This window comes from Streptomyces klenkii (assembly GCF_003626645.1).
Lineage (GTDB): Bacteria > Actinomycetota > Actinomycetes > Streptomycetales > Streptomycetaceae > Streptomyces > Streptomyces klenkii.
The window spans coordinates 386,199-403,913 of sequence record NZ_RBAM01000004.1; the positions used below are offsets into that span (position 1 = coordinate 386,199).

Annotated in this window: 17 protein-coding genes and 1 pseudogene; 6 read left to right on the forward strand and 12 right to left on the reverse strand. The window is 73.1% G+C overall.

The genetic code is table 11. The features are described from left to right. Positions 1 to 118: 118 nt before the first annotated feature. From D7231_RS11835 to D7231_RS11850, 4 genes are all read left to right on the forward strand, one after another. Entirely contained in the window at positions 119 to 1,435 is a 1,317-nt protein-coding gene (locus D7231_RS11835; protein WP_120755174.1) for a bifunctional glycosyltransferase family 2/GtrA family protein, read from the forward strand. After that, positions 1,432 to 3,483 carry a glycosyltransferase family 39 protein gene (locus D7231_RS11840; protein WP_120755176.1) on the forward strand — a complete coding sequence of 684 codons (2,052 nt, stop codon included), beginning with the start codon at positions 1,432 to 1,434 and terminating at the stop codon, positions 3,481 to 3,483. The genes D7231_RS11835 and D7231_RS11840 overlap by 4 nt, the downstream gene beginning before the upstream one ends. An 83-nt stretch (positions 3,484 to 3,566) precedes the next feature. Continuing rightward, complete coding sequence (locus D7231_RS11845) at positions 3,567 to 5,069, forward strand: MFS transporter (protein ID WP_120755178.1); 1,503 nt, start codon at positions 3,567 to 3,569, stop codon at positions 5,067 to 5,069. Positions 5,070 to 5,556: 487 nt separating this feature from the next. Next, entirely contained in the window at positions 5,557 to 6,336 is a 780-nt protein-coding gene (locus D7231_RS11850; protein WP_120755180.1) for a TetR/AcrR family transcriptional regulator, read from the forward strand. A 194-nt stretch (positions 6,337 to 6,530) separates the two neighbouring features. Here D7231_RS11850 and D7231_RS11855 read toward each other — a convergent pair. After that, positions 6,531 to 8,078: pseudogene (locus tag D7231_RS11855) on the reverse strand (MDR family MFS transporter); the annotation flags it as partial. A 180-nt stretch (positions 8,079 to 8,258) separates the two neighbouring features. Next, positions 8,259 to 8,699, reverse strand: a complete 441-nt coding sequence (locus D7231_RS11860; RefSeq protein WP_120755184.1) for a MarR family winged helix-turn-helix transcriptional regulator — start codon at positions 8,697 to 8,699, stop codon at positions 8,259 to 8,261. Between the two features lie 223 nt (positions 8,700 to 8,922). Between D7231_RS11860 and D7231_RS11865 the strand changes: the two genes are divergently transcribed. Continuing rightward, positions 8,923 to 9,150 carry a hypothetical protein gene (locus D7231_RS11865; RefSeq protein ID WP_120755186.1) on the forward strand — a complete coding sequence of 76 codons (228 nt, stop codon included), beginning with the start codon at positions 8,923 to 8,925 and terminating at the stop codon, positions 9,148 to 9,150. Positions 9,151 to 9,213: 63 nt separating this feature from the next. Here the strand turns inward: D7231_RS11865 and D7231_RS37435 are convergent, their stop codons facing one another. The 5 genes from D7231_RS37435 to D7231_RS37010 all read right to left on the reverse strand — a co-directional run bounded on the left by D7231_RS37435 (position 9,214) and on the right by D7231_RS37010 (position 12,815). Further along, a complete protein-coding gene (locus D7231_RS37435; RefSeq protein WP_241999660.1) occupies positions 9,214 to 9,447 on the reverse strand; it encodes a hypothetical protein in 234 nt (77 codons plus the stop codon). A gap of 769 nt (positions 9,448 to 10,216) precedes the next feature. Further along, on the reverse strand, positions 10,217 to 11,050 hold the full coding sequence (locus tag D7231_RS11875; RefSeq protein WP_120755190.1) for an RNA polymerase sigma factor SigF: 834 nt from the start codon (positions 11,048 to 11,050) through the stop codon (positions 10,217 to 10,219). A gap of 187 nt (positions 11,051 to 11,237) precedes the next feature. After that, positions 11,238 to 12,182, reverse strand: a complete 945-nt coding sequence (locus D7231_RS11880) for an RNA polymerase sigma factor SigF (RefSeq protein ID WP_241999661.1) — start codon at positions 12,180 to 12,182, stop codon at positions 11,238 to 11,240. A 150-nt stretch (positions 12,183 to 12,332) separates the two neighbouring features. After that, positions 12,333 to 12,626 carry a Dabb family protein gene (locus D7231_RS11885; RefSeq protein WP_120755194.1) on the reverse strand — a complete coding sequence of 98 codons (294 nt, stop codon included), beginning with the start codon at positions 12,624 to 12,626 and terminating at the stop codon, positions 12,333 to 12,335. A 24-nt stretch (positions 12,627 to 12,650) separates the two neighbouring features. Next, positions 12,651 to 12,815: a hypothetical protein gene (locus D7231_RS37010; RefSeq protein WP_194960660.1), complete on the reverse strand. Its 165-nt coding sequence runs from the start codon at positions 12,813 to 12,815 to the stop codon at positions 12,651 to 12,653. Between the two features lie 540 nt (positions 12,816 to 13,355). Between D7231_RS37010 and D7231_RS11890 the strand changes: the two genes are divergently transcribed. Continuing rightward, positions 13,356 to 13,790 carry an STAS domain-containing protein gene (locus D7231_RS11890; RefSeq protein WP_147449705.1) on the forward strand — a complete coding sequence of 145 codons (435 nt, stop codon included), beginning with the start codon at positions 13,356 to 13,358 and terminating at the stop codon, positions 13,788 to 13,790. A 79-nt stretch (positions 13,791 to 13,869) separates the two neighbouring features. Here the strand turns inward: D7231_RS11890 and D7231_RS11895 are convergent, their stop codons facing one another. The 5 genes from D7231_RS11895 to D7231_RS11915 all read right to left on the reverse strand — a co-directional run bounded on the left by D7231_RS11895 (position 13,870) and on the right by D7231_RS11915 (position 17,659). Next, on the reverse strand, positions 13,870 to 14,589 hold the full coding sequence (locus tag D7231_RS11895) for a prolyl oligopeptidase family serine peptidase (protein WP_241999662.1): 720 nt from the start codon (positions 14,587 to 14,589) through the stop codon (positions 13,870 to 13,872). After that, positions 14,586 to 15,041, reverse strand: a complete 456-nt coding sequence (locus D7231_RS11900; RefSeq protein ID WP_147449706.1) for a hypothetical protein — start codon at positions 15,039 to 15,041, stop codon at positions 14,586 to 14,588. Before D7231_RS11900 ends, D7231_RS11895 begins: the two co-directional genes overlap by 4 nt. Positions 15,042 to 15,114: 73 nt before the next feature. Then, positions 15,115 to 15,600 (reverse strand): lasso peptide biosynthesis protein, encoded by a 486-nt coding sequence (locus tag D7231_RS11905; protein ID WP_158673736.1) that lies wholly within the window; start codon positions 15,598 to 15,600, stop codon positions 15,115 to 15,117. Beyond that, positions 15,597 to 15,911 (reverse strand): PqqD family protein, encoded by a 315-nt coding sequence (locus D7231_RS11910; protein WP_120755202.1) that lies wholly within the window; start codon positions 15,909 to 15,911, stop codon positions 15,597 to 15,599. The genes D7231_RS11905 and D7231_RS11910 overlap by 4 nt, the downstream gene beginning before the upstream one ends. Then, the gene (locus D7231_RS11915; RefSeq protein ID WP_120755204.1) at positions 15,902 to 17,659 is read right to left on the reverse strand and encodes an asparagine synthase-related protein; all 1,758 of its coding nucleotides are present in this window, start codon (positions 17,657 to 17,659) and stop codon (positions 15,902 to 15,904) included. Before D7231_RS11915 ends, D7231_RS11910 begins: the two co-directional genes overlap by 10 nt. Positions 17,660 to 17,715 lie beyond the last annotated feature (56 nt).

A 17,715-nucleotide genomic window follows, 5' to 3' on the forward strand; every position in this document is an offset into this window, starting at 1 on the left:
CCCCCGGACCCCCCAGGGGCGTTGGGGGCCGGGTGGCCGGGGGTCCGTGCCGGCATTCACAGGCGGTGCACAGGGCTTCCACACGTCCGCGACAGCGGGCCCGGCGAGGGTCGGCGGCATGACTGAGGCCACTCGGCAACCACTCCCGGCCCGCGCACCCCTGCCCCCGCAGGGGATCGTGCTCGACGTCGTGATCCCCGTCCACAACGAGGAGGACGACCTGGAGGCGTGCGTGCGCCGGCTGCACGCGCACCTCACGGCGACGTTCCCGTACGGGTTCCGGATCACCGTCGCGGACAACGCGAGCACCGACCGCACCCCCGAGGTCTCCGCCCTGCTGGACGACGCCCTCGACGAGGTGACCGCCGTCCGGCTGGAGGAGAAGGGCCGCGGGCGGGCGCTGCGCACCGTCTGGTCGATGTCCGAGGCGCCCGTGCTCGCCTACATGGACGTCGACCTGTCCACCGACCTCAACGCCTTGCTCCCGCTGGTCGCCCCGCTCATCTCCGGCCACTCCGACCTGGCCATAGGGACGCGGCTCGCGGGCGGTTCGCGCGTCGTGCGCGGGCCGAAGCGGGAGTTCATCTCGCGCGCGTACAACGTCCTGCTGCGGACGGGGCTCGCGGCGCGGTTCTCGGACGCGCAGTGCGGGTTCAAGGCGGTGCGCCAGGACGTCGCCGAGCGGCTGCTGCCGCTGGTCGAGGACTCGGGGTGGTTCTTCGACACGGAGCTGCTGGTGCTGGCCGAGCGGGCGGGGCTGCGGATCCACGAGGTGCCGGTGGACTGGGTCGACGACCCGGACAGCTCCGTGCACATCGTCCGCACGGCGACCGAGGACCTGCGCGGCGTGTGGCGCGTGGGGCGGGCGCTCGCCACGGGGGCGCTGCCGCTGGACCGGCTGCGCCGCCCCTTCGGCGACGACCCGCGCGACCGGGCCGTGGCGGGGGTGCCGCGGGGGCTGGCCCGGCAGGTGCTGGGCTTCTGCGCCGTGGGCGTGCTCAGTACGGGCTTCTACCTCGCGCTGTACTCGCTGCTGCGGGCGGTCACGGGCCCGCAGGAGGCGAACGCGGCCGCGCTGCTGCTGTCCGCCCTCGCCAACACCGCGGCCAACCGGCGCCTGACCTTCGGGGTGCGGGGCCGGGACCGGGCGGTCCGGCAGCAGGCGCAGGGCCTGGTGGTCTTCGCCATCGGCCTGGCCCTCACCAGCGGTTCGCTCGCCGCACTGCACGCGGCGGGCGGCTCCCCCACCCACGGCGCGGAACTCTCCGTTCTCATCACGGCCAACCTGGCGGCGACGGTGCTGCGGTTCCTGCTGCTGCGGGCGTGGGTCTTCCCGGCGGACCGGACGACGGCGCAGGCGCCCTCCGCGACGGCGACACCTTCTGCGGCAGCCCCGGCTCCGGCCCCCGCCCCTGCGACAAGGAACGATCGATGACCATCACCACGACGAAGGCCGCGCGGCTACGGATCGCGGCGCTGCTCGCCGTCACCGGCGCGCTCTACCTCTGGGACCTGGGCGCGTCCGGCTACGCGAACCAGTTCTACGCCGCCGCCGCGCAGGCGGGCGGCGCGAGCTGGAAGGCGTTCTTCTTCGGCGCGTCCGACGCCGCCGGGGCGATCACCGTCGACAAGCCGCCCGCCGCGCTCTGGCCGATGGGCCTGTCCGTACGGCTCTTCGGGCTCGGCTCGTGGGCGGTCCTCGTGCCCGAGGCGCTGATGGGCGTGGCGGCGGTGGGGGTGCTGTACGCGGCGGTGCGACGGCACTTCGGCGAGGCGGCCGGGCTGCTGGCGGGGGCGGCGTTCGCGCTGACACCCGTTGCCGCGCTGATGTTCCGCTTCGACAACCCCGACGCGCTGCTGTGCCTGCTGATGGTGTGCGCCGTGGCGTGCGTCCTGCGCGCGCTGGAGGCGGGCCGGACGGCGTGGCTGCTCCTGGCGGGGCTCTGCTTCGGCCTGGCGTTCCTCACCAAGACGCTGCAAGCGTGGCTGATCCTGCCGCCGCTCGCCGTGCTGTACGCGGTCTGCGCGCCGGGCAGGCCGCTGCGGCGCGTGGGGCAGCTGCTGCTCGCCGGGCTGGTGACCGTCGTCTCCGGCGGCTGGTGGGTCGCCGTGGTCGAGCTGTGGCCGGCGGGCTCGCGCCCGTACATCGGCGGCTCGCAGCACAACAGCTTCCTCGAACTCACCTTCGGCTACAACGGACTCGGCCGCATCAACGGCAACGAGACCGGGAGCGTGGGCGGCGGCGGGCACGGGCCCGGCGGGGGCGGCGGCGGTCGCTGGGGCGACACCGGCATCCTGCGGCTGTTCGGCTCCGACATGGGCGGTCAGATCGCCTGGCTGCTGCCGGCGGCGTTCGCGCTGCTGGTGGCCGGGCTGGTGCTGACCCGGCGCGCGGGCCGTACGGACATCCGCCGGGCGGCGTTCCTGGCGTGGGGCGGGGCGATGCTGATGACCTTCGGGGTCTTCAGCTTCATGTCCGGGATCTTCCACCAGTACTACAACATCGCGCTCGCGCCCTATGTGGCCGCGCTGATCGGCATGGGGGCCGTACTGCTGTGGGAGCGGCGGGCGTTCGCCGTGCTGGCGGCGGTGGTGGCGGGGACGGGCGGCTGGGCGTACGTGCTCCTGGACCGTACGCCGCAGTGGCTGCCGTGGCTGAAGTGGGCGGTGCTGCTGGGCGGGGTCGTGGCGGGGTGCGCGTTGCTGGGGGCAAGGCGGGGTCCTGTTGCGCGTGTTGCTGTTGCGCTGTCCGTGACGAGTGCGCTCGCGGCGCCGCTGGCGTACACGCTGAACACGGTGCGGACGCCGCACGGTGGATCCATCGTGACGGCGGGGCCGGCCGTGAAGGGCGCGGGGCGCTTCGGTGGCGGTGGCGCGCGGATGGCGGGGCGGGACGAGCGGTTCGGCGGGCAGAAGGGGGCGCCCGGGGGGCGTGGTGCGTGGGGCGTGCCCGGGGGGCGTGGGCCCGGCGGGCCTGGTGGGCCTGCGGGACCTGGTGGGCCTGCCGGGCCGATGGGGAAGCAGCCACGGGGTGAGCGTGCTTCCGGCGCTCCGGGCGGTCCCGGCGGCCCCGGTGGAGGCATGGGCGGGCTCCTCGGCGGTTCGCGGGTGAGTGCCGCCGCGGCGGCCGCGGTGAAGAAGGACGCGTCGGAGTACCGGTGGGCGGCGGCCGCGGTCGGCTCGCAGAACGCGGCGAGCTACCAGCTCGCCACCCAGGTGCCGGTGATGGCGGTCGGCGGCTTCAACGGGAGCGATCCGTCGCCGACGCTGCGGCAGTTCGAGGCGTACGTGAAGGCGGGCAAGGTGCACTACTTCATCGCCGCGGGGAGCGGGGAGATGCGCGGCGGCGGGCGCGGAGGGACGGAGTCCGCCTCGGCCGGGATCGCGGCGTGGGCGGCGGCGCACTTCACGAAGGTCACGGTCGGCGGGGCGGTGCTCTACGACCTGACGCGGCCGGTGGAGGGCCCGGCGGGAGGCTCGTAGGAAAACTTGCTTGTACGGCGTAGAGGAGTCCTTGTACGGTGTACGCCGACACCGAGTCGTACACCGTACAAGGGGGATCTCACATGACCGCGCCGACCAAGGAATCACCAAGCGCCGCGGAGGAGGCGCCGCAGCGCAACCCCACGCGCTGGCTGGTGCTCGGCGTGATCTGCCTCGCCCAGCTCACCGTGCTGCTGGACAACACGGTGCTCACCGTCGCCATCCCGTCCCTCACCGAGGAGATGGGTGCCGCGACGTCCGACGTCCAGTGGATGATCAACGCGTACTCGCTGGTCCAGGCCGGGCTGCTGCTCACCGCGGGCAGCGCCGCCGACCGCTACGGGCGCAAGAAGCTGCTCGCCGTCGGGCTCGCGCTCTTCGGGATCGGCTCGCTCGGCGGGGCCCTGTCCGAGACGACCGGGCAGCTGATCGCCGCGCGGGCCGGCATGGGCATCGGCGGTGCGCTGCTGATGACCACGACCCTCGCCGTCATCGTCCAGGTCTTCGACGAGGCCGAGCGGACGAAGGCGATCGGGCTGTGGGGCGCGGTGAGCTCGCTCGGCTTCGCCGCCGGGCCGCTGATCGGCGGGGCGCTCCTCAACCACTTCTGGTGGGGCTCGATCTTCCTGATCAACTTGCCGGTGGCGCTGCTCGGCCTGCTGGCCGTCCTCAAGTGGGTGCCGGAGTCCAAGAACCCGGCCGGTGAGCGGCCCGACCTGCTCGGTGCGCTGCTGTCCACGATCGGCATGACCGGGGTGACCTTCGCGATCATCTCGGGGCCGGGGCACGGCTGGACGTCCGGGCGGGTGCTGGTCTCCGCGGGGGTGGGCGTGGTCGTGCTGGCCGCGTTCGCGGTGTGGGAGCGGCGGGCACCCTACCCGATGCTCGACATGTCGTTCTTCCGCAACCGGCGCTTCGTGGGCGCGGTCTCCGGCTCCATCCTCGTCGCCTTCGGCATGGGCGGGTCCTTCTTCCTGCTCACGCAGCACCTCCAGCTCGTGCTCGGCTACGACCCGCTGGAGACCGGTCTGCGGATGTCGCCGCTCGCGCTCGTCATCGTCGTCCTCAACCTCACCGGGGTCGGGGCGCGGCTCCTGCCGAAGGTCGGCACGCCCGTCTCCATCGCCGGCGGCATGGGGCTGCTCGCGGCGGGGCTCGCGGCGATCGCGGTGCTGGGCGCCGACGGGTACGGCGGGATGCTCTTCGGGCTCGTGCTGATGGGTGTCGGCATCGCGCTGTCCATGCCCGCCATGGCCACGGCGATCATGTCCGCGATCCCGCCGGAGAAGGCGGGCGTCGGCGCCGGCGTCAACGGCACGCTCCAGGAGTGCGGCAACGGGCTGGGCGTCGCGGTGCTGGGCGCCGTCCTCAACTCGCGCTTCGCGGCGCTGGTCCCCGCGGTGGCCGCGGGGGCGGGGTCGCTGCCGGCGGCGCTGGCCTCCGCGCGGACGGACGCGCAGCGGGACGCGATCGCGGACGCGTTCGCCACGGGCGTCCACACCAGCCAGCTGGTCGGCGCCGCGGCGGTCCTCGCGGGCGGCCTCACCGCGGCGCTCCTCCTGCGGCGAGCGGAACGCGCGGAGTAGCCACGCGAGCGCCCCCTCAGCACCGCCGGGCCCTCACGGGGGCGGGCCCGGCGACGCCGATCGTCTCGGCGGCGGGTATCGGGGCCCGGCCCTGGTGTGAGACCGGCACCGCCGGTCAGGGGGTGTGTGGTTGCTCGCCGCTGCGGCGGGAGTGGTTCGGGCGGTCCGCCCGGGAGGGCGTGCCCGGCGGCGCCGGTCGCCTGCCGGCGGGGTATCAGGGCCCGGCCCTGTTGAATCCGCCGCGGCGGTGATCGGCCACTGCGGCGGCGGTCGGCAGTGCCGATCCGCCGGCTGTGGGAGCGGCACCGCCGGTCAGGTTGGGGCGTGGTTGCGCGCCGTGGCGGCGGGAGTGGTTCGGGCGGTCCGCCCGAACAGGGCTGGTCCGGCGGTGCCGGGGTCGCCCCGGGCGGGGGCGCCGTCGGGTAGGCGGGTTCGGCGCAGGGCCTAGCATTCGGGCGTAGGGTCGTGGACAGGGAGGCGCAGGGCGATGGCGGGCGGCGGTAGGCAGACGAGCGGTCCGCGGACCAGTGTGTGGCTGGCCGGGAAGCCGGCATCCGCATCCGCCCCGCGCCGCGGGGACGACCAGGGCAACCTCGACCGCGACAGGATCGTCGCGGCGACCATCCGCCTCCTCGACGCCGAGGGCCTGGAGAAGTTCTCCATGCGGCGCCTCGCCACCGAGCTCGGCGTGACCGCCATGTCGGTCTACTGGTACGTCGACAACAAGGACGACCTCCTCGAGTACGCCCTCGACGAGATCTGCGGCGAGATGGCGCTCCCGGACCTGTCCGACGAGCGCGCCGACTGGCGCGACCAGCTCCGCGGCCTGGCCGAGGCGTACCGCCGGACCCTCGCCGCCCACCCGTGGGCCCCGAGTCTCCTCGGCCGTTTCCTCAACCTCGGCCCCCGCTCGATGGCGTTCTCGAACGCCACGCTGGCGGTGATGCGCCGCAGCGGCGTCCCCCACGACCGGCTCACCGGCGCGCTCGGCGCCGTCTTCCAGTTCGTCTACGGCTTCTGCACGATCGAGAACCTGTACAAGGAGCGCTGCCGGGCCGCGGGCGTCAGCGAGGACGAGTACTTCCGCGAGGTCATCGGCGTCGTCCACGACAGCCCGGAGTGGACGGAGACCTACCCGGAGGCCGCCGAGGTCACCGCGGACTGGGGCGAGCAGGGAAGCGTCGCGGAGATGCGGCACCGCGACTTCGAGTACGCCCTCGACACGGTGATCGCCGGCATCGAGGCCATGCGCGACCGCCCGAACTGAGCATCTGCGTACGGGGACACAACGAAGCCCCGGCGGTGGCGCGCAGGCCGTCCCCTGCCTTTGCGCGCGCCACCACCGGGGCCCGTCCCCGGGACCGTCATGCCGTTCGGGTCCCGGTTTCCGCCTGACCGGGGGCGCGTCTCCGCTCGATTCCGCGCCCCGGCCGACGGGGTCTGTCAGCCGCCCTGCCGGGCGGTCTCCTTCTCTTCGGAGGAGGAGCCGGCCGCGGCGGCCGCTCCCGGCCGCCCCTGAAGCGCGACCTCCTTGATGAAGAGCGTCAGGACGAAGGCCAGCAGCGCGCACGGCGCCGCGTAGAGGAACACGTCGCCCACACCGTGCCCGTAGGCGCTCTCGACGACCGTGCGCAGCGGCGCGGGCATCGCGTCCAGCTTGGGGATGCCGCCGCCGGAGCCGCCGCCCTTGGCCGCGGCGGCCGCGCCCTGCGGGCCGAGCGCGGCGAGGCCGTCCTTGACGTAGTCCGTGACCCGGTTCCCGAGGACCGCGCCGAGCGCCGAGACGCCCACCGCGCCGCCGAGGGAGCGGAAGAAGGTGACGACGGAGCTCGCGGAGCCGAGGTCCTTCGGCGCGACCTGGTTCTGCGTGCAGAGCACCAGGTTCTGCATCATCATGCCCATGCCGAGGCCGACGAGCGCCATGAAGACGGCGAGGTGCCAGTACGGGGTGTCGTAGCGCATCGTGCCGAGCAGGCCGAGGCCCGCCGTGAGCAGCACGCCACCGGTGACCAGCCAGGCCTTCCAGCGGCCGGTCTTGGTGATGATCTGGCCGGAGATCGTCGACGACAGGAACAGGCCGGTGATCATCGGGATGGTCATCACGCCGGACATCGTCGGTGACTTGCCGCGCGCCAGCTGGAAGTACTGCGAGAAGAAGACCGTGCCGCTGAACATCGCGACGCCGACGAAGAGGCTCGCCGCCGACGACAGGGTGATCGTCTTGTTGCGGAACAGCCGCAGCGGAATGATCGGTTCGGAGGCCTTGGACTCGACGAAGACGAAGATCGCGCCGAGCGCGATCGAGCCGCCGACCATGGCGTACGTCTGCCAGGAGATCCAGTCGTAGTTCTTGCCCGCGAGGGTGACCCACACCAGCAGCAGCGTGACCGAGGCGCTGATGAAGAACGCGCCCAGCCAGTCGACCTTCACGTTCCGCTTCACGACGGGGAGCTTCAGCGTCTTCTGGAGCACGATCAGCGCGATCACGGCGAACGGCACGCCGACGTAGAAGCACCAGCGCCAGCCGAGCCAGTCGGTGTCGGTGATGACGCCGCCGAGCAGCGGGCCGCCGACGGTGGCGACGGCGAAGGTCGCGCCGAGGTAGCCGCTGTAACGGCCGCGCTCGCGCGGGGAGATCATCGCCGCCATGATGATCTGGGCCAGGGCGGACAGGCCGCCCACGCCTATGCCCTGCACGGCGCGGCACGCGATGAGCGTGGCGGTGTTCTGCGAGAGGCCGGCCACGACCGAGCCCGCGACGTAGACGATCAGGGCTATCTGGACCAGCAGCTTCTTGCTGAAGAGATCGGAGAGCTTGCCCCAGAGCGGGGTGGACGCGGTCATCGCCAGGAGCGAGGCCGTGACGACCCAGGTGTAGGAGGACTGGCTCCCGTGCAGATCGGAGATGATCTCCGGCAGCGCGTTGGAGACGATCGTCGAGGACAGGATGGCGACGAACATGCCGAGCAGCAGCCCGGACAGCGCCTCCATGATCTGCCGGTGAGTCATGGGGGAGCCGGCGTCCTGGCCGCCGTGCTTGGCGTGGCCGCCCCCCACACCGGCCGGTGTGGTCGTAGCCATGAAGTTCCTTTGCGGTGAGAGTGCGAATTGCGAAGGTGAGTGCGGGTCGTGGTGCGTGTCTCGGTGCGACGCGTGCGGGTGTGTGCGTCCGCGGGGGTCCGTACGGGCCTACGTACGGGGCCGGCAGCCGTCGAAGCTGTCGCGGAACCGGCCGAGCAGCTCGATCAGCCGGCCGACGTCCTCCGCCGGCCAGTCCCGCAGGCAGGTTGCGAGCGCCTGGGTGTAGCGCCCGGAGACCTGCCGGAGCAGGGCTTCGCCGCCGGGGCTGATGCGCAGCAGCCGGGACCGCCGGTCCGCGGGGTCGGGGTGCCGTTCGAGCCAGCCCCGGGCCTCCGCGTACGCGACGTGCCGGCTGGTCACCGACATGTCGATCAGCAGGAGCTCGGCCAGCTTGCCCATGCGCATCTCGCCGTACTGCCGCAGCACCGTCAGCACGAAGGCCGCGGCCGGCGAGCAGTCCGCCGGGAGTACGCGGGCGAGGTCGCGCCGGACGGCGGCGACGGCGCTGAGCTGCCGGGCGAGCTCTTCGTACTGCTCCTGCTCGGCCATGCGCCCCCCACCCACTTCAGTTGCTTAGGGCAACGATGTAACCAGAATTTGGTTGCTATAGGCAAGTGAAAAGTGGTTTCCGTGGGTAAAGGTAGGGCCAAGGATCCCCAGGGGGCTGTAAAGCCGCAGGTCGGGAGCGAAGTGGACGGAGTGCCTCAGTGGGTCGGTGTGCTGGGCGGGGCGCTGCGCACCGCCCGCCCCTCCTTCGCTAGGGTCCTGGCCTATGGCCAACCCCCATCAGCAGAACCCCGAGAGCTACGACCCCGCGGGCAGCACGCAGATGTTCCGCGCCTTCGTCGACGAGGGGCAGGGCGGCCCCGCGAGCCCCGCGGGCAGCAGGCGCGCGGCGCCGGCGCCCACCCGGTCCTCCGGCCCCCGCGCCGGAGTGGTCGTCGGAGTGATCGCGGCCGTCGCCGTCGTCGCGGCGGTGGTCTGGCTCGCGCTGGGCTAGCGCTGGGCCGGCCCCACTGCCCTTACGCGTCCACCTTTACGTCTCACCTTTACGTTCCTACCTCTACGTCTCCACCTTCACGTCGCGCGTCTCGACGTGCATGCCCCACGGCACGCGCCACGCGTCGACGCACACGGCCCACGTCCCCTCGACCGCCGCGCCCGCCTCGATCGGCACCGGGAGCGGCTGCGACGAGGTGAGGGTGGCCCAGTCGATGCCGAACAGGTCGATCACGTGCGTGCCGAAGGTGACGGTGCCCGTGGTGACGGGGCTGCCGCCGGAGTTGGTGAGCGGCACCGTGACCTTCTCGCACCAGCGCCGGGCCTCGTCGTCCGCCGACCGGCGCGGTGTGCCGGCGTCGATCCGGGCCGGCGCGGGCGGCCGGCCGCCGTCGCCGGGCGGTCGCGAAGGCTGAGAGGGCTGCGAAGGCCGTGAAGGCTGTGAGGGCCTTCCGGGAGACGACGGGGTGGTCGCGGGCGCCGAGGGGCGCACGGGGCCGGTGCGTGAGGGGGACGACGGGTCCCGAGCGCCGGTACGGGGATCGGTGCCGTGACCGGAGGACGGTGCACCGCCGTCGTGCGGCCCTGCTGACGAAGGCGGCGAGGGTGGCGCGGCGGGTGAAGAGGGCGCGGACGGCGCGGAGGCCGGGGGCCTGGAGCGGCCCGGGCCGGGAGAGCCCGATGTGCGGCCGGGTGGTGCCGCGGGCAAGGAGTAGAGCTCGACGCCCTGATCGGGCGGAACGGCTCCGCCCACCGGGTGGGAGGACGAGCCGGGGCCTGCCGCCTCGGAGGCGACGTAGGCGTCGCGGTCGGTGCCGCCGCAACCTGCGAGAACGGCTCCCAGGGCGAGTGCGGCCGCCGCGGCTGAGGCGGATGCGGAGACGATCGTCTTCCGTCGCATCGGCCCAGTGTGGCTGACGGTCAGTCAGGAGTACAGGGTCGGGTGGTGCGGAGCGGCGATCCCCCGTGCGGCTCGCCGTGGGGTGGGTAGTGGTCGTGAGCGGGGCAGTGGTCGTTGGCGGTCGGTGGTGAGTGATCCCCCGTGAAGATCCCCCGTGGCAGTGGGCCTAGTCCGCGATGAGTCCTTCGCGGAGCTGCGACAGCGTCCTGGTCAGGAGCCGGGACACGTGCATCTGGGAGATGCCGACCTCCTCGCCGATCTGCGACTGCGTCATATTGGCGAAGAAGCGCAGCATGATGATCTGCCGCTCCCGCGGTGGCAGTTTGGCCAGCAGGGGTTTGAGCGACTCGCGGTACTCGACGCCCTCCAGCGCGCTGTCCTCGTAGCCGAGCCGGTCCGCCAGGGAGCCCTCGCCGCCGTCGTCCTCGGGGGAGGGCGAGTCGAGCGAGCTGGCGGTGTAGGCGTTGCCCACGGCCAGGCCGTCGACGACGTCGTCCTCGGAGACGCCCAGGCACAGGGCCAGTTCGGGGACGGTCGGCGAGCGGTCGAGCTTCTGTGCGAGCTCGTCGCTGGCCTTGGTGAGCGCGAGGCGCAGCTCCTGGAGCCGGCGCGGCACGCGCACCGACCAACTCGTGTCCCGGAAGAACCGCTTGATCTCGCCCACGACCGTCGGCATGGCGAAGGTGGGGAACTCCACCCCCCGTTCGCAGTCGAACCGGTCGATCGCCTTGATCAGGCCGATCGTGCCGACCTGGACGATGTCCTCCATGGGCTCGTTGCGGCTGCGGAAGCGGGCGGCCGCGTAGCGCACGAGGGGGAGGTTGAGCTCGATCAGGGTGTCGCGGACGTAGGCGCGCTCCGCGCTGTCCCGGTCGAGCGTGGCCAGGCGCAAGAAGAGGGAACGGGAGAGGGTGCGGGTGTCGATGGATTCGCAGTCGTCGAGCACGGCGTGCGGTGCGTCGGTGGCGAGCACCTTCGCGCTGCCCAGGTCTACGGACATGCCACCCCCTTGAGGTCGCGGACGGGTCACAGCGGGCCCCTCGCACGAGGGGTTGGCCCCCACCTGAATACCGGAGGCCGAGCTGTGGCAAACGCAGTTCCAGCAGAATGTCACATGTCGGCAACGCGCTGTAGCGTCAAGTCGACATATCTGCCGCCTCGTATGGGGAGGGGGTCACCCATGAGGGTTAGGCTTCGATTCGATTTGCGGACCGCAGCCGCGCGAAGCTCCGCGAGAGCAGCCGGGATACGTGCATCTGCGAGACGCCCAGCTCCGCGCTGATCTGGGACTGCGTCAGATTGCTGTAATAGCGGAGCAGCAGAATGCGCTGCTCGCGCTCCGGCAGCTGTACGAGCAGGTGGCGCACGAGGTCCCGGTGTTCGACCCCGGCGAGGGCGGGGTCCTCGTAGCCGAGCCGGTCCAGCAGGCCGGGCAGCCCGTCGCCCTCCTGCGCGGCCTCCAGCGAGGTGGCGTGGTACGAGCGGCCGGCCTCGATGCAGGCCAGCACCTCGTCCTCGGGGATCCGCAGCCGCTCGGCGATCTCGGCGGTGGTGGGCGTGCGGCCGTGCAGCACCGTCAGGTCCTCGCTGGCGCCGTTGACCTGCACCCACAGCTCGTGCAGCCGGCGCGGCACGTGCACGGTGCGGACGTTGTCGCGGAAGTAGCGCTTGATCTCGCCGACCACGGTCGGCATCGCGAAGGTCGGGAACTGCACCCCGCGGTCCGGGTCGAACCGGTCGATGGCGTTGATCAGGCCGATCGTGCCGACCTGAATCACGTCCTCCATGGGTTCGTTGCGGCTGCGGAAGCGGGCGGCGGCGTAGCGGACGAGGGGGAGGTTGGCCTCGATGAGCGCGGCCCGCACCCGGGCGTGCTCGGGCGTGCCGGGCTCCAGGCCGATGAACTCCTTGAAGAGCACCTGGGTGAGCGCCCTGGCGTCCGCGCCGCGGCTCCTGGGGTGATCGGGGTCGGCGGCCTCGGGGGAGCCGGAGGTGCCGGGAGCGTCGGGGGCATCGGAGGCATCGGGCGCATCGGGGGCGCGGGAAGGGGGCTCAAGAGAGCCGGGTCCGGGGTCCGGGCGCTGAGCAGGGGTTTCCTGGAAGGGGGCTTCGGGGACGGTTCGGGCCGACACGGTTCTGCCACCCTTCATGGTCAACTCATCCGGCAAAAGCGGTCATAGCATCACAAGACATGTGCACTGTGTGCAAGAACCCCATAACATCGTGTTGACCATAAAAACGGCCCCTCGCCAAGGTGGCGAGGGGCCGTGCGCTGCGGGCGCTCAGAAGGGGTAGTCGGCGATCACCCAAGTGGCGAATTCGCGCCACTGCGCGACGCCCGCCTGATGCGCCGGGTGGTCCAGGTAGCGCTGGAGCGCCTCGGCGTCGTCGACGGCCGAGTTGATGGCGAAGTCGTAGGCGATCGGCCGGTCGGAGATGTTCCAGGCGCACTCCCAGAAGCGGAGCTCCGGGATCGCCTTCTCCAGCTCCTCGAACGCCTGTACCCCGGCGACGACGCGCGGGTCGTCGCGCCGGACGCCCTCGTTGAGCTTGAACAGGACGAGATGACGAATCACGGCACTGCCTCCACGCCGGGTCTGTCAGCTGATCAGCTGGGTCATGAACTCGCCGACGCTCTTGGCGGCGTCCGAGATGCCCTCGAACCCTATCTGGACGATCTCGGCCGACCGCTTGGGGGAGTGGATGATGGTGTAGGCCACGAAAATCCCGAGCGCCCAGAGCGTGATCTTCTTCGCCTTCTCCACGGCGCACTCCCTCCCCGGTGATCCCCGTGATCCCCTTCTCCGGTGGCGGAGTCTAACCGTACGTTTGCCCGAATGCCGGGAACGTGCCCGCTTCCTCACATGGCTTTTAAGGACCAAAGGCCCGCCAAGCAGGGCCCTTCGCCGTACGGGAGCGGACGGGGCGGGGCGGAGGATGGGGGGTGCCCGTACCGGATCTGGCAGGAATCCGCCGGGCAGGGACATGGCCTCACTGCGGGGTCCGGGCCGCGCGATTCCCCCCGACTGCGGCCCGTACTTGGAGGCCGTGACCCCGCCGGGGGAAGCGGCTGTCCCCCCGATGCCGCTTCCCCCGACCTGCACTTCTCCCTCTGCTCTCCCCCGTGCCTTCTCCTTCGAGCGCCCGCGCCCGCGTGCGCCCCGTGCGGCGCGCCTGTACGCGAGATGACAGCTTTGCGTCGAAGGTGAGATCCGCCTACTGCGGGGGCACCAGAAAGGTATCCGGCAACCGGCGGATGCACGGTGCCGGAAGTGAGGGGCAGAGGGAGGTCGGTGAGGGGCGACATGGGCGCGCAAGAGCCCGCCTTCGCCATGCGGGAGCGTGTGGCGTGCGGCGCGATCATCATTGAACTGCACGGTGAGCTGGACATCTTGGCGGAGCAGGAGCTCGGGCCGCGCGTGGACGCGCTGACCGAGCGGGGCCGCGCCGATATCGTGATCGACCTCCGCCGGGTGACCTTCCTGGACGCGAGCGGGCTCCGCCTGCTGCTCAGAGCCCGGCACCGCATGCTCTGCCGGGGCGGGCGGCTGCGGGTGGTGCGGGGAGTGCCGCGCGTGTCCCGGGTGATGCGGGTGTCGGGGGTGGACGCGGCCTTCGACATCGTGGACGCCTTCCCGCCGCCCGCTCCGGCCGCCCCGGCGGTCCCGTCCGTACAGCTCGTACAGACGGAGTTCGCGGCGGCGGAGGAGCCCGGCCCGCGGGACGGGAGCGTCGCCTGAGGAGGCACTGAGGGGTCAGGGCCCTGCGGGATCAGGGTGCCGCGAGGTCGGGGCCCCGCGAGGCCAGGGCGCCGCGAGGTCAGAGCCCCGCGATCCCCTTCGCCGCCTCGGCCAGCACCCGGGCCGTGGTCCGGCCGCCCTCCAGGGCGTGCCCGGCGCTGCTCGGGCGGAGGCGGCCGAGTTCCGGGTCGTAGGCGCTCATGATGACCCCGGCGTGGTCCGTCGCCGGTTCCTCCAGCCGTACGGGCAGGCCGTGCGCGCGGAGGGCGGCGGCGAACTCCCTGCTGCTGCGGACGTCCACCTGGTCGTCCTCGGTGCCGTGCACCAGCAGCACCGGCACGGGCGCCGCGTGCGCGAGGTCCTCCAGCGGAGCCGACCCCGTGGTCCGGGCGGGGACGTCGTAACGGCCCGCTATGCCCACCACTGCCGCCGGCGGCAGCCCGCCGAAGAGGTCCGGCCGCAGCGCCGTCCCGACGGCTGCTCCCGCGCCCGCCGACCAGCCCGCCACCACGATCCCGCCGGGGTCCCCGCCGAAGTCCGTCACCCGCTCCCGTACGAACGTCAGGGAGTCCAGGAGGTGCGCAGCCCCGCGGTCGGGCGCGTCGGAGCGCCAGTCCGGGACGACGACCACGACGCCTTGTGCCGCGGCCGCCTCCGCGACGGGCCGCATGATGTCCCGCTCGTCCGGCCCCATGCCGTGCCAGAGCAGGACGGTGGGCATGGGCGCGGTGCCGCCGCCGGGTGGCCCGTATACGTCCACGGCCTTGCCCGCAGGGGTGCGAGTGAGGGTTTTGTTCACTTGTCCGCCGTCCGCATCACATAGTCGTTCACGAGTGCCGCCGCCTCCGCCGCGTCGTCGACCGTGACGACGAAGAACTTCCCGGACGCGAGCTCCAGCCACAGGGCGTCACCGGCACGCAGCGACACCGCGGTCTGTCCCGGCAGCCAGCGGTACCCCCAGCCGCCGAGCTCCTGCGGGCGGGACTGCTTCGCCGACGCCTCCCGTATGCGGGAGTGCGGTATCCGGCGGCGGACGAGCGGGAGCACGACCGAGTGCACGGTCACGCTCCGGTCCGTCACGGTGACCCGCACCGCCCCGCTGATCACCAGGGCCGCCGAGGCCACCAGCAGCCCCAGGAACAGCGCCGGCTGACCGGCCACCAGCACGCTCGCCACAACGAACCCCACGGCGGACACCGCCCCCAGAGCGACCATCCAGCCCGCCACGACCGTACGGCTCCAGACCGCCATGCCGCCCACCCCCTGGATCACATTGTTTGCATCACGCTAGAACAATCGACCGACGGGGACAAGGGTGTGCGGATCACGGGACCCGTTGCAGCACCGTGTACCCCAGCTGTACGTCCGGGTTGTCGGTCAGGACCGCCCCGTGCAGCTCGGTCCACGAGTGGAACGCGTTCGCCGGCGTGGACAGGGCGCGGCCCCGGGCCACCGTCATCCGGGCGGGCAGCCCGAGCGCGCACAGGTACACGGTCAGGGCCAACGACCGCGGCAGGCAGAGCCCGTTGGGCACCATCGCGCGCAGCACCAGCTGGGCGGCGAGGATCTCCCGGCGGGCCAGCCGGACCGCGGTCGCGGGCGGCAGCCCGGACAGCGCCGCCGAGCCCCGCACGGGCCGGACCCGGCACACGTACGGGTGCGCCCCGCGCCAGCCGCGCCGCCGGTAGAGCCACAGCGCCCGGGCCGTGCGCAGCAGGGCGGCGGCCCGCAGCCGGTGCGGGACGGCGGGGACCGGCGCGCCCTCGCCGGGGTCGTCCAGGAAGAACGCCCAGTCCGCGCTCGTGCTCACCGGACCCCCCTCCGGCGGCCCCACCGGCGCGGAGCGGGCGCGCCGCCGCCGTCCTCCGCCAGCAGTGCGTGCTCGCCCAGCCGGGCGGCGAGACCGGCCAGCCCGGCGGCCAGCGTCTCCTCGTCCGTGTCGAAGTCCTCGCGCAGGCGGGCGACGGCCGCCGCCACGGAGTCGCACGCCAGCGCGGTGCACAGCATGCGGGTGGCGGTGGCGTTGAGGGACAGGTAGACGCCGCGGCGGGTGTCGAGGATGACGCCCGCGCCGTCCGTGTCGTCGAAGACGACGTGTCCTGCCAGTCCGATCAGGGGCATGCGGTCCGCCCCCTCAGGCCGCCCGGCGGCGTCCGGCGCGCGTCGCTGCGCAGGAACAGCTCGGTCATGGCGGTGCCGATCAGGCTCTCCGCGTTCAGGCGCAGCCGCGCCGGCTCGGCCAGCACGTGCGCGAGCCGCCGGGGGTCGACGACGCCCAGGCGGACGAGGTGGGCGTCCGGGCCGCCGAGCAGGCCGGCGAACACGTGGGGGTGGCGCAGGACGTAGTCCTTGTGCGGGGAGCCCAGCCACAGCCGGCCGTGGCGGCGCCACACGGTGTCGGGGAACCGCCCGGAGAGCATCAGGCGGAGCACCGGTTTGGTGATCAGCCGGCCCTGGTGCGGCAGGAGGCGGTACGCGTGCGGCAGGCGTGCGGCCAGGCTCCGCAGCCCCTTGCTCCCGAGGGGGTTGCACAGCTGGATGCCGCGGGGGCGCCAGACGGTGAGGTTCGCGCAGTGCTCCTGCGGCGCGTGGCCGGCGTCGAAGGCGTCCGCCGGTGCGCCGGGGAGGGGAGTGAGGAAGTCCGCGGGGCGCACGGCGCCGCCGGCGGGCACGAGGTCGTCGAGCAGGGAGGTGCGGGGCGAGGCGCTGCGCAGGATGCGGGGGAGCTCCCAGCGCGAGGTCAGCAGGCCGCGGCAGAGCGTCGCCTTCTCCCGCGCGGGCAGGTCGCCGGTGAGGACGTCGTGCAGGCCGTAGCGCGCGGGGCCGAAGATCCGGTCGCCCTCGCGGCCCCAGGCCAGGAAGGTGACGCCGTCCGCGGCGACGCGCTCGGCCATCTGCTCCAGCCACCGGTAGGCCAGGTGGTTGTACGGGTGGGGGAACTGCCAGCGCTCGTCCAGGTATCCGGCGCCGTGGTCCGTGGGGACGGGCACGAACGGCACCCCCAGGTGGTCGCAGACGGCCCGGGCGTACGCTGATTCGTCGGCCAGCGGGTCGCGCGTGGCGTAGTGGTAGGCGACCGCGTCCGCGCCGCACTCCACGAGCGCCGCGAGCACGGCCGCGGAGTCCAGGCCGCCGCTGAGCAGGATGCCGGTCCGGCCGCGGCCCGCGTACGGGCGGGCGGCCTCCACCACGAGCTCCCAGGCGGCCTCCGCGAACTCCGTCATCGTCGTGCGCGGGGGCAGGTCCAGCGGCGTCACCGGGTCGTAGGCGGCCGTGGTCGCGCAGTCGCGTTCGAGGGTGACGACCGTGCCGGGCGGGACGCGCGCGATGCCGGGGTAGACGAAGACCATGTCGCCGCGGCAGGCGCGCCACAGCTCCTCGCGGCCGTACTCGCCGGGTCCGTCGAGGAGGTCGGTGGGGTCGGTGGAGAAGCGCAGCAGGTCCCGGGAGCGGCGGTAGTGCAGGGCCTCCTCGCTGGTGGCGCTGCGGAAGAGGAACACCCTGTGGTCGGCGACCAGCGCGCCGGACAGCGCGCCGGGCATGCGGGCCAGGTCGGCGTGGCGGCCCTCCTTGAGGGCCTTGGCGAGGCGGTCCACCCACGCGGGCGTCACCGGGCCCCGGACGACGCCGGTCAGCAGCAGCCTCTCTCGCTCGGAGGGGTACGGGATCCGGGGCGTCCCCGGGACCGCCCACTGGACGAGGTGGCGGCCGGGGTCCGACCAGGCGGGGCGGCGGCCGAAGGGCGCGCTGACGTACGAGATGCGGGGCGCCTGGCCGCCGAACGGGACGCGTCCGTAGCAGCCCAGGTAGTCGCCGACGGGAGAGGCGCCGCCGGGGCGGGCTCCGTCGGGCACGGGCACGGTCTCCATGACTTCCCTTCCGGCATCGCTCGCGCGGGCACCGGGCGCCGGTCGCGGTCCGGTGC

Coding starts and splice junctions, on each gene's coding strand:
- D7231_RS11900 (WP_147449706.1), bottom strand. CDS start 15,041: ATGGCGGTCTGGAGCCGTACGGTCGTGGCGGGCTGGATGGTCGCTCTG.
- D7231_RS11910 (WP_120755202.1), bottom strand. CDS start 15,911: ATGCCCCTGATCGGACTGGCAGGACACGTCGTCTTCGACGACACGGAC.
- D7231_RS11875 (WP_120755190.1), bottom strand. CDS start 11,050: ATGTCCGTAGACCTGGGCAGCGCGAAGGTGCTCGCCACCGACGCACCG.
- D7231_RS11845 (WP_120755178.1), top strand. CDS start 3,567: ATGACCGCGCCGACCAAGGAATCACCAAGCGCCGCGGAGGAGGCGCCG.
- D7231_RS11835 (WP_120755174.1), top strand. CDS start 119: ATGACTGAGGCCACTCGGCAACCACTCCCGGCCCGCGCACCCCTGCCC.
- D7231_RS11850 (WP_120755180.1), top strand. CDS start 5,557: ATGGCGGGCGGCGGTAGGCAGACGAGCGGTCCGCGGACCAGTGTGTGG.
- D7231_RS11840 (WP_120755176.1), top strand. CDS start 1,432: ATGACCATCACCACGACGAAGGCCGCGCGGCTACGGATCGCGGCGCTG.
- D7231_RS11860 (WP_120755184.1), bottom strand. CDS start 8,699: ATGGCCGAGCAGGAGCAGTACGAAGAGCTCGCCCGGCAGCTCAGCGCC.
- D7231_RS11865 (WP_120755186.1), top strand. CDS start 8,923: ATGGCCAACCCCCATCAGCAGAACCCCGAGAGCTACGACCCCGCGGGC.
- D7231_RS11890 (WP_147449705.1), top strand. CDS start 13,356: ATGGGCGCGCAAGAGCCCGCCTTCGCCATGCGGGAGCGTGTGGCGTGC.
- D7231_RS11915 (WP_120755204.1), bottom strand. CDS start 17,659: ATGGAGACCGTGCCCGTGCCCGACGGAGCCCGCCCCGGCGGCGCCTCT.